Below are 10315 nucleotides of genomic sequence, written 5' to 3'. Positions count from 1 at the left end.
CCAGTGGTGCGGGCCATCGGCCGTTGTTGTGCGAACAGCGTGCGGGACTACCAGTCGCTGGACGCTTTGAGCGACAGCACCGGGCAGGAGGCCTGGAGCAGAATCCTTTGCGCGTTGCTCCCCATGAGGAACTTGCCCATTGCCGTCCGCTTGCGCAGGCCGATCACGATCAGCTCGGCTCGTTGGGCCTGGGCTATATGCAGGATCTGGTCTGCCGCATCGGCACCCTGGGTGTGGCGCTCAATCCAGAAATCGATGCCGGCATCAGAAAGGCGGGCTTCCAGCTCGTGGTACTGCTTCGCGTCAATGAGCCTGTCGTCAACGAGCTGATCGCCCTTCGAAGAGTTCACTACGATCAATCGCACCTCGCTGCGCCTGGCTTCGAGAATGGCTCGTTCCAAGGCGGCTTCGCCTTCTGGCGAGGGAATATAGCCCACTACGATCGTCATGATTCATTCCTTTCAGCAGCCTTGCTGTTCTCATTTCCGTGGCCAGGCTTCGCCTGTTCCGGCTCGGGGCCGCCAGCTGCATCGTCGCCCAGCAGGGCCTCGGCGGCGGCAGACGCTGTCCCGCGTTTGCGCCGAATAACGGAGATCAGCACTGGCAGCAGGAGCAGGACGGCGATGAGCACGTAGATGCCCACGGCCAGCGGCTCGCTCCAGAGACCTGAGACTTCACCAGCAGAAAGCTGGAAGGTCTTGCGCAGCTGTTCTTCGGCCATGGGGCCGATGATGACACCAAGGATCAGCGGAAGCACTGGCAGGCCGAAGCGGCGCAAGGCAAAGCCCAGCAAACCGATCAGCAGCAGCAGCCAGAGATCAGCTACCTGCATGTTCACCGAGAAGGCGCCCAGCGTTGCGAAGAACAAGATGCCTGCGTACAGGTAGGGGCGCGGGATCTTCAGCAGCTTCGCCCACAGCGGCGCTAACGGCAGGTTGATCAGCAGCAGCAACGTGTTGCCAATGAACAAGCTGGCAATCAGGGCCCACACCAGGTCTGGTTCATTCTCGAAGAGCAGCGGACCGGGCTGGATGCCCTTCATGGTCAAGAACGCCAGCATCACCGCAGCGGTGGCATTGGTGGGCAAGCCCAAGGCGAGCATTGGAGTCAGGGTGCCAGCGGCAGAGGCATTGTTCGCGGCCTCCGGGCCGGCAACGCCCTCAATGGCGCCGTGGCCGAACTCCTCAGGATGCTTGGACAGCTTCTTTTCCGTGACGTAGGACAGGAAGGTCGGAACTTCGGCACCGCCGGCAGGCAGCGCGCCGAAGGGGAACCCAAAGGCGGTACCGCGAAGCCAGGGCTTCCACGAACGCTTCCAATCTTCCTTGCCCATCCACGGGGCACCCACCGGAATGGTGCGGGCCGGGCTGGTGCGCAAGTGCGCGGCAATCCACAGCGCCTCGCCAATGGCGAAGATCGCCACGGCGACCACCACGATGTCCATGCCGTCCACCAGGGGCGCGAAGCCGAAAGTCAGTCGCTGCTGCCCGGAGACCGGGTCCATGCCGACCAAGCCAATGGCCAAGCCCAAGCCCAGGGAAGCGAACCCGCGGATCTTGGAAGAGCCCAAGACTGCGGTGACAGTTACCAAAGCGAGGACCATGATGGCGAAGTAGCTCGGTGCGCCAAGGCTCACCGCGAACTTCACGACGATCGGGGCGACGGTCACCAGCAGCGCGGTACCGATGGTTCCTGCAACGAAGGATCCAATGGCCGCGGTGGCCAAGGCCTGTGCCGCACGGCCGGCCTTGGCCATCTTGTGGCCTTCGATGGCTGTGATGACTGTTGCCGATTCCCCCGGGGTGTTGAGCAGGATCGAGGTGGTTGACCCGCCATACATCCCGCCGTAGTAGATGCCGGCGAACATGATCAGTGCGCTGGAAGTTTCCATACCGAAGGTCAATGGCAGCAGCAGTGCCACAGCCATGGCCGGGCCGATGCCCGGGAGCACTCCTACAGCGGTTCCCAGGATGACACCGGCGAAAGCGAAGAGCAGGTTAATCGGGGTCAGCGCCGCGGCGAAGCCGCCCATCAATAAGTCCAGAGTTTCCAATTAGAGCACCCCCGAGAGGATTCCGGCCGGAAGCTTGATGCCCAGGCCCAGATAGAAGCCGTAGAACGAACCAAGCGCCAAGGCAAGTGAAATAACCAAGGTCAATACCCAGCGCCGCGCACCCAGGCAGGTAGCCGCGCCGAAGAACATGATGGTTCCCGAAATGACCCAGCCAGCCCAATTCACGATCAGCAGGTTCAGCACGAAGATGCCGATCAGCGGGAGCAGGACCTTCCAATCCGAAGGCTGGCTCAGGTCCACGTCTTCGCCTTCTTCGCCCGCAGCAAGGTTGCCACGCATGACGGTGATGGCCAAGGCAATGGACGAAAGAATGAGAATGCCCGAGACGACGTAGGGCAGGGCCTTGGGACCTACAACGTCTGCCTGGGAGTACGTCACATGAAGCTGCGACGCGTCAACAAACACGATGATTCCGACGATAAGAAGAAACGCGGCGAACAGGAGTTCGACGCGTTTCTTCTTTGCGGTGGCTACTTCGCTCACGCCAGGCCCAGGGTCTTCAGGACGCTGGCAACGCGCTCGTCCTGGTCGGTGAGGAAGGCGGAGAATTCGTCGCCGGTCATGAAGGCGTCGCTCCAGCCGTTGGTCGCCAGAGCTTCCTTCCACTCGGCCGAATCATGCATTTCGGTGACCAGGTTGACCCACTTGGCCTTGTCCTCTTCGGAAATCTCAGGTGGAGCCACCAGACCGCGCCAGTTGGAGAACACCAGATCAATATCCGATTCCTTCAGGGTCGGGGCATCTACGCCTTCCAGGCGCTCTTCGCCGCTGGTGGCCAGTACGCGAACAGAGCCCTCTTCGATCTGCTGCATGTACTCGCCGGCACCGGAGGCAGCGAAGGCCAGCTTGTTGCCCAGGATGGCCGGCAGCAAGTCGCCGCCGCCATCGTACGATACGAAGTTCACGTCCTTGGGATCAATGCCCACGGCTTCGGCCAGCTGCATTGGCAGCAGATGGTCCGGGCCGCCAGGGGAGGAGCCGCCGCCGACCGAGAGCTTGCTTGGGTCGTCCTTCCAGGCCTTGACCAAGTCGTCAATGCTCTTGTACGGAGAATCCTTGGAAACCATGATCGCTCCGGGCTCTTCGATGAGCTTGGCAATCGGGGTGGTATCGGTCAGCTTGGAGTCGGTTTCGTTGGTGTAGCTTGCACCCACCACGCCCAGGCCCATGAGCATGGCCAGATCGCCATTGCCCTTCTCATTGACAATGCGGGCCAAGCCGACGGTGCCGCCGGCACCGGCAAGGTTGAAGACTTCCGGGTTGCTGGCCAGCGATGCGTCATCCATGACCTTGGCGGCAACACGGGCAGTGGTGTCGTAGCCGCCGCCTGGGGTGTTTGGCACCATGATGCGGAGGTTCGCGATGGGGCCCTTGGACTCTGCGGCGTCAGTGCTGGAAGACTCTGATGTCACGCCGCAGCCAGTGGCGGTCAGGGCCAGTGCAGCGGCAGCTGCCAGCGCGCTCAGCGCACGGAACGACTTGAACGGTTTCATGGGGATTCAGCCTCTTTGCTTTCATCGGGGTTGCGAGTGATACCAACTTACGTGCCATCGTGAGCCGGGTCACTCTTGCGTACTCAAAGAAAATACTGTTCATTGTGTAACCGGAAATTGTGATCTGAACCATTCGAATCTTCGGTAAGGTAGCAAAGTGCCCGGATGCAGGTGCCAGCAAGGACTTGCCGGGTGCGACGTGGATTTCTGGAATATTGGGGGCGAGGCAATGGGTGCCGTGCGTTTCTGGCTCGCTAATCTGTACACGCGCCGCAAGCTGACCCTTGCTGGGCAGTACCTGATACTGCAATTGCTCATTATCGCGGTGGTGCTGGCCGGGGTCATCACGGTATCGCTGACCCAGGCCACCAATAACTTCGAAAAAATCGAGGGGCGCCGCAGCCTCTCGGCCGCCGAATCGCTGGCTGCAAACCCCCTGCTGCGCGTTCTCCTGCCCGAGGCGGAGCCGGAAATGGGTTCGGCGTTGCCTGCCATGGGCGAATCGGTGCGCAGCACCTCGGGTCTCCAATTCGTGACCATTGCCGATCCCCGGGGAACGGTCGTCACCTCCAGCTATCCGGATGAAGTCGGAACCTCGATACTGCACCCTGAATCCGCCGTCACCGAAGGCCGCGGATGGACCGGGGAAATCTGGCGCAATGGCAACCACGTATTGATTGCGCAGGTTCCGGTGCTGGACGACGAGGGGAAGATGGTCGGCATCGTCAGCGCCGGCCAAAGCTATCCCAGCACCGGCGAGATGATCCAGGAGATCGCTCCCAACGCCTTGTTCACCCTGGTCATTTCCCTGCTGCTGGGCACCACCGGCTCAGTCTTGCTGGCCCGCCGGGTCAAGCACCAGACCCGTGGTCTTGAACCGCGGGAAATTGCAGAGCTTTTCGAGCATCGCGAAGCCCTGCTGCACGGAGTCAAAGAGGGAATCATCTCGGTGTCGCCGGATAGCCGGGTGATGCTGGCCAATGATGTCGCCATCGAGCTGCTCCAGCTTCCCAGCTACTGCGTGGGCAGGACCCTGGACGAATTGGATGTTGTTCCGCAGGTGCGCCATGCACTGACCACCAGCCAAGAGCTGCCCGACCGGCAATTCCTTGTCGGCGAGCGGGTTTTGGTCTTCAACCGGATGCCGGTCAAGACCGCCAGGCGGGATTTGGGATCGGTCACCACCTTCCGCGACAAGACCGAACTGACCCTGCTGGAACAAGAACTCGGAGACAGCAAGGCCACCGCCGACATGCTCAGGGCGCAGACCCATGAATTCGCCAACCAGCTGCACGCAATTTCCGGGTTGATCCAGCTCGGGGAATACGACGAGGTCGTGGGCTTCATCGATGGCGTGAGCTTCAGCCGGAGCAAGATCTTCGAGGACGTCTCCGCGTGCATCGCCGAACCCACGATTGCCGCGTTGCTGATTGCCAAGTCCAGCGTGGCCGCCGAGCGAGGGGTGCACCTGAAGATGGCGCCTAGCTCAACCTTGGGCAGGTGCGAGGACCAGCTGGCGCGGGATCTGACCACCGTGATCGGCAATCTCGTCGATAACGCGATGGATGCGGCCGCTGCGGCTGCCAATCCGGAAATCCAGGTCGGGATCGAGGAAACCAGCGAGCTGGTGCGAATCACCGTGAGGGACAATGGAGAAGGCATCGCGGAAGATGCCATGGACGAGATCTTCACCCAAGGTTTCTCCACCAAGGACAGCGCGGTCTCCGGCGGCAGGGGCTTCGGCCTTGCCATCAGCCGCCTGGTTTGCCGCCGCCGCGGTGGAGAGCTGGCCGCGGCCAATGCCCAAGGCGCCCGGTTTACCGCCACGCTCAGGAAGTAGGAAGCAAGAAGTGATCAAAGTACTGGTGATCGACGATGACTTCATGGTCGCCAAGGTGCACGCTGGATTCGTCAACAGCGAACCGGGGTTCACCGTGGTCGGCGTGGCGCACTCCGCCGGTGACGCGATCAAGGCCGCCGGCGCGCTCTCGCCGGATCTCATCTTGCTCGATATCCATTTGCCGGACATGAACGGCCTGGACCTCTTGCAGCGCCTGCGCGAAGTCCAGCCGGAGCTCGATGTCCTGGTGATCAGCGCGGCGCGGGAAATGGATACCGTGCGCCGCGCGCTTCGTGGCGGCATCGTCCACTATCTGATGAAGCCCTTCTCGCGGGATGACCTGCGCGAACGGCTGGAGCACTACGCAAAGGCCTACCAGCCGCTGGGCGAAGCAGCGGACCAGGAATTGCAGCAGGCCGATGTGAACATGCTCTTCGGGCTCGGCGGACAAAAGCGCCGGCCTCTTCCCAAAGGCTGCAGCGCCGAAACCATGGAACTGGTTGAGAGCATCGTCAAGGAAGCTGCCGAACCCATATCGGCCACCGAAACCGCGCAGAAGCTGGGCACGTCCCGGGTGAGCGCTCGCCGGTATCTGGAATACCTGGCAGAGGAAAACCTGGCTCAGGTGAACCTGCGCTACGGGGGAGTCGGAAGGCCCGAACGCCGCTACTCATGGAGGGGCTAGCCCGGGAACTTGGGTTTTGCAGATCAGGAAGCACTGTGGCTGCGTCCAAAAGCACGCAACCACAGTGCGCGGTTCTGCACAGCGCTACTTTGACGTGGCCTTTTCAGTGGCGGCCAAGTCTTCCACGCTTTCGGACGGAACGGGAGCCATGTAGCGTTCCAAGCTGTCGTCCAATTCGCTGAGCCACGGCGTATGGTGCGTGGCTGCCATGGTACCGGTCATGACCGATGGATAAACCTTGTCCCGGTAGGTCATGATGTTTTTCTTCTTGTCGTTCTTCCACGCCATGAAGGTACGGGTGACCTCATCCAGGTCGAACATGGGGTAATCGGTCTGCTCGATGAGATCGCGAATGTAGTCGGCCTGGAACTTCACTTCGTCTTCAGCGGTTTCAATGGCATTGAAACGCTTCAACCACGCATCGATGCTGATCCGCTGGTCGCCCGCTGCGGGGATCGAGGCCTTTCCGGTAATCAGATCACGGACGTACCATGCTTGGGCATCGAACATGTTGAAGGTGAACCACTGGTCCTGGGCGCCCAGGTAGTACAGCTTGTTGTTGTTCTCGGATGCGACACCGCGGTACAAGGTATCCGGATAGACATTGTTCGGCGAGTCCAGAGCCAACCCGGAGGGCAAGAACGGGTAGTGGTGAAGGTAGCCGGTGCACAGGATTACCGCATCGAACTTGCGTGATACGCCATTGCTGAAATGGGCCGTGGACCCTTCGAAGCGATCGATGAGCGGAAGCTCCTCAATGCCCTGGGGCCAGTCGAAGCCCATCGGTGCGGTCCGGTAGCTGTAGGTGACCGAGCGCGCACCCATCTTGAAAGACTGGACGCCGATGTCCTCGGCAGAGTAGCTGGCGCCGATGAGCAGGATGTCCTTGCCGGCGAAGCGCTCGGCTCCACGGAAATCGTGGGCATGCATGAGCTCGCCGGGAAAAGTGCCTATTCCTGCGAATTCAGGAACGTTAGGGAAACTGAAGTGGCCGGTTCCGACCACGACATGGGTGAAGTCGCTAGACGCAGTCTTGCCGGTTTTCAGATCTTCGGTGGTGACGGTGAAGAGCTCGGTGCTTTCGTTGTAATCTACCCAGCGGACCACGGTGGCAAAGCGCACGTACTTCTTTATATCGGATTTCTCTGCACGGCCATTGATGTAATCCCAGAGCACTGCTCGTGGCGGATAAGATGAAATCGGCCTGCCGAAATGCTCATCGAAGGTGTACTCGGCGAATTCCAGGGCTTCCTTCGGGCCATTGGACCAGAGATTGCGGTACATGCTCGAGTGCACTGGTTCGCCGTATTTGTCGATCCCGGAGCGCCAGTTGTAGTTCCACTGGCCTCCCCAATCATCCTGCTTTTCGAAGCAGACGATTTCTGGGATATCTTGCCCTGTTTTCTTGGCAGAATCGAAAGCCCGCAGCTGGGCGATGCCGCTGGGTCCTGCTCCAATGATTGCGACGCGTTGAGTCAAGCGTTCCTCTCCGGCCTGTAAGCCTTGAAAATCTCGCGCCGGCCGCAGTACCGGAATCCGGGATATTTGGCCGCGCGTTACAACAAATGTGCTCTAAACCAGTTCTCTAGCCGTGCGGACGGGAGGTGCAGATTTCTATATGAAAACCTTCCATAGGCACAGGCTATAAATCCCCATTCTACCAGCCGTCAATTATATGGATCTTGAATGCAGAGGTCAGTGGGTATTTTCGGAATGAGTCAGCCGGAAGAATAGCGTGCAATCGAATGCCAAAGAGGGTGGTCAGGAGTTGGTACAGAGCAGAAGGGAACGCTGTGGTGCAGCCCCGATGGACCCCGGATCAGCTGCACAGCGGAATGCGGGTGCTGGAACTTTTGCGAGAGTCTGAAAATACAGGGGCGCAACGTTGAAAACCGCGCGTAATCATGTCGTTGAAAGGGGAGCTGTGGCAGGGCTGAAGAGTCCAGTAGCTTCGTCGCGGTGCCGGGACCTGTCCGGAGGAATTAGCTCCAGGGATTAAACGAAGGACGCTACAGTATTCTGTCGGTGCTCGCTGGCCGGATAGGAGCCGAGGATCTTGATTTCCCAGGTGAAGAAGTCCAGCTCCTCTAGGGCTCGGCGTACCGGAAGATCGTCGGGGTGTCCTTCGATATCAACCATGAAAGTTGTGGCCGCGAAGCCGGAACCCACCATGTAGCTTTCCAAGCGGGTGAGGTTCACGCCGTTGGTAGCGAAACCGCCCAGGGCCTTGTACAGCGCACTAGGAACGTTGCGAGCTTGGAAGACCAATGTGGTGATCACGGATTCTGGCATGGTGGAGCGATTCGGGAGATCCTGCCGGCGTGCAAGTACAACGAAACGAGTTGTATTGGTCTGGTCATCTTCCACTCCTGTAGCCAGCGCTTCCAAGCCATAGAGTTCTGCTGCCAGAGGTGGCGCCAAGGACAGCTTGGTAGGATCATTCCAATCGCGCACCTCGCGCGCGGAACCTGCGGTATCCCCGGCAATGATCGGAGTGAGCTGATGCTCGCGAATGATCTTGCGGCACTGGCCCAGCGCATGGATGTGGCTGTGCACTTCAGTAGCGCCCGCAATGGTGCTGCCTGGCAGCCCCAGCAGATCGAATCGGATTCGCAGGTAGTGCTCGGCCACGATCTGCAGCTGCGATTCGGGCAGCAGGACGTGGATATCGGCAACGCGTCCGGCCAGCGAATTCTCGATGGGGATCATGGCCAACTCAGCTTCGCCGTTTTCCACCAGGGCGAAAGCATCCTCGAAGCTGGCGCAGGGCACGGCTTCCATATCGGGAAAAAGTTCCGTGCAAGCCATATTGGAATTGGAACCGGCTTCGCCCTGATAGGAAATCTTGTTGCGCATTGAATCAACATAACTCAGTGCCCCTTTCCTGATGAAAAACTTGTGTCAAGGTTGCGGGGACGGGGTTTCTGGACGTCGAGGGCGCGACCCCTGATGATGTTTGCGCCCGTTGCCGAACGGAGCTTGGAGTGCTGATGAACTACGGCAAGGTATACGGATTGGCGACGAGTTATCACGCAAATATTGTTCCGTTCCTCTGCTCCTGGGCCAATTGCGGTCGTTATGCTGTAGACCACAGTGCAAAGGAGCATCAACCATGGCGAGCATATTGGTTCGGCAAGATGACGGGGCATGGTTTGAGCCCCAAAAAATTGGGTATGCCTTGGAATCAGAATTACAGGAGATCCTTGCGAACCACCCGGAACTGATTCCAGGCGTGAGTTCCGAAGCGAAGGCCTGTCGCGAATTCCAGTCCGAGGTCGGCCCCGCAGATATTGTCGTGGTGGATGCCGGAGGGGAAGTGACTCTCGTCGAATGCAAGTTGGCGTCCAATCCGCAGATCAGGCGTGAAATCGTTGGCCAGATGTTCGACTATGCCTCGCGTCTATGGAAGATGGACGTCGACGAATTTGCGCAGCGCTGGAGAGACCGTTCTCCCACGCCGCTTTGGGATGAAAATACGGCGATGGCGACGACACTGAAAGAGTCCCTTGCGCTGAACCTGACGCAGGGAAATTTTCGAATCGTGCTAGCGGTCGATGCAATCAATGCCCAGTTGAGACTCATGGTTGAATACTTGAATATGATGGCCGGCCCAGGGACATCGATCGTTGCAGTCGAATATGCCCGGAGGCGGCATGGGGAGCTTGAACTCCTGTTGCCTCACGTTTTCGGCGAAGAATTGGCCAATGCGAAATCAACACCGGAGAATCGCCAGACCACCCGGTGGGAAACAAGCAGCATCCGCTCCTGGCTTCTTGAGAGTGACAGGCAGAGCCTGGAAGCGTTCGACGAACTGATTAATTCTGCGCTCAAGTCGGAATTGCCATTCCTAGGGTCGAGGTCAAAATACCCCGCGGGCACGATTCCCATTTTCGATTCAATGGGAACTCGGCTTGGCACCGTATCGATATTCTATTTCAGCGTGCAAGGGCTGTCCCTGGAATTCAATTTCAAGCCTCTTTCCCAGTTGCCACTCGAAGAAGCGCCCGAATCTGATGCCAGAGAATTCTTCTTGAATGAGCTGATTGGAATCCCAGGACTGGAAGAGGTCGGAAGGAGCCTGCGGCGCAGCAGCTTTGCCAGTCGAAAGCCTAACGTTCCGCTCTCGCAGATTCCCCCTGATTCGGTGCAACGCGTCGTCAATGCTCTAAGGATTTTTGCAATCTTTGGATCGCAGCAATCCTATTGAGCTAGAGCTTTCCCTT

The 10315-nt window shown here is 59.3% G+C and carries 9 protein-coding genes; 3 read left to right on the top strand and 6 right to left on the bottom strand.

Annotated elements, in window-relative coordinates; all coding sequences use genetic code 11:
- Positions 1 to 47: 47 nt before the first annotated feature.
- The 4 genes from ACNPM8_RS12630 to ACNPM8_RS12615 are packed head-to-tail and all read right to left on the bottom strand — an operon-like array spanning position 48 to position 3567.
- Positions 48 to 449, bottom strand: a complete 402-nt coding sequence (locus tag ACNPM8_RS12630; RefSeq protein ID WP_105658224.1) for a universal stress protein — start codon at positions 447 to 449, stop codon at positions 48 to 50.
- Positions 446 to 2032 carry a tripartite tricarboxylate transporter permease gene (locus tag ACNPM8_RS12625; protein WP_286134293.1) on the bottom strand — a complete coding sequence of 529 codons (1587 nt, stop codon included), beginning with the start codon at positions 2030 to 2032 and terminating at the stop codon, positions 446 to 448. Before ACNPM8_RS12625 ends, ACNPM8_RS12630 begins: the two co-directional genes overlap by 4 nt.
- A gap of 21 nt (positions 2033 to 2053) precedes the next feature.
- A complete protein-coding gene (locus ACNPM8_RS12620) occupies positions 2054 to 2557 on the bottom strand; it encodes a tripartite tricarboxylate transporter TctB family protein (RefSeq protein WP_105658222.1) in 504 nt (167 codons plus the stop codon).
- Entirely contained in the window at positions 2554 to 3567 is a 1014-nt protein-coding gene (locus tag ACNPM8_RS12615; RefSeq protein ID WP_105661846.1) for a Bug family tripartite tricarboxylate transporter substrate binding protein, read from the bottom strand. The genes ACNPM8_RS12620 and ACNPM8_RS12615 overlap by 4 nt, the downstream gene beginning before the upstream one ends.
- Positions 3568 to 3796: 229 nt before the next feature.
- Here ACNPM8_RS12615 and ACNPM8_RS12610 point away from each other — a divergent pair, with 229 nt between their 5' ends.
- Both ACNPM8_RS12610 and ACNPM8_RS12605 read left to right on the top strand, forming a co-directional pair.
- The gene (locus ACNPM8_RS12610) at positions 3797 to 5407 is read left to right on the top strand and encodes a sensor histidine kinase (RefSeq protein WP_448940109.1); all 1611 of its coding nucleotides are present in this window, start codon (positions 3797 to 3799) and stop codon (positions 5405 to 5407) included.
- A gap of 10 nt (positions 5408 to 5417) precedes the next feature.
- Positions 5418 to 6092 carry a response regulator gene (locus ACNPM8_RS12605; protein WP_102598037.1) on the top strand — a complete coding sequence of 225 codons (675 nt, stop codon included), beginning with the start codon at positions 5418 to 5420 and terminating at the stop codon, positions 6090 to 6092.
- A gap of 84 nt (positions 6093 to 6176) precedes the next feature.
- On the opposite strand, the gene ACNPM8_RS12600 is transcribed toward ACNPM8_RS12605, so the two are convergent.
- The gene (locus ACNPM8_RS12600) at positions 6177 to 7571 is read right to left on the bottom strand and encodes an NAD(P)-binding domain-containing protein (protein ID WP_134780937.1); all 1395 of its coding nucleotides are present in this window, start codon (positions 7569 to 7571) and stop codon (positions 6177 to 6179) included.
- 516 nt (positions 7572 to 8087) lie between these two features.
- Positions 8088 to 8948 carry a prephenate dehydratase gene (locus tag ACNPM8_RS12595; RefSeq protein WP_448939947.1) on the bottom strand — a complete coding sequence of 287 codons (861 nt, stop codon included), beginning with the start codon at positions 8946 to 8948 and terminating at the stop codon, positions 8088 to 8090.
- A gap of 256 nt (positions 8949 to 9204) precedes the next feature.
- Here ACNPM8_RS12595 and ACNPM8_RS12590 point away from each other — a divergent pair, with 256 nt between their 5' ends.
- Positions 9205 to 10299, top strand: coding sequence for a hypothetical protein (locus ACNPM8_RS12590; protein WP_448939946.1), 1095 nt, complete (start codon positions 9205 to 9207; stop codon positions 10297 to 10299).
- Positions 10300 to 10315 lie beyond the last annotated feature (16 nt).

This window comes from Glutamicibacter sp. AGC46 (assembly GCF_053543715.1).
Note: the sequence above shows the minus strand (reverse complement) of the source record. Positions and strands in the feature narration are given on the sequence as shown.

Bases quoted from the DNA above. Each gene is read 5' to 3' on its own strand.
- ACNPM8_RS12595 (WP_448939947.1), bottom strand. From the start codon at position 8,948: ATGCGCAACAAGATTTCCTATCAGGGCGAAGCCGGTTCCAATTCCAAT.
- ACNPM8_RS12615 (WP_105661846.1), bottom strand. From the start codon at position 3,567: ATGAAACCGTTCAAGTCGTTCCGTGCGCTGAGCGCGCTGGCAGCTGCC.
- ACNPM8_RS12630 (WP_105658224.1), bottom strand. From the start codon at position 449: ATGACGATCGTAGTGGGCTATATTCCCTCGCCAGAAGGCGAAGCCGCC.
- ACNPM8_RS12590 (WP_448939946.1), top strand. From the start codon at position 9,205: ATGGCGAGCATATTGGTTCGGCAAGATGACGGGGCATGGTTTGAGCCC.
- ACNPM8_RS12625 (WP_286134293.1), bottom strand. From the start codon at position 2,032: ATGGGCGGCTTCGCCGCGGCGCTGACCCCGATTAACCTGCTCTTCGCT.
- ACNPM8_RS12610 (WP_448940109.1), top strand. From the start codon at position 3,797: ATGGGTGCCGTGCGTTTCTGGCTCGCTAATCTGTACACGCGCCGCAAG.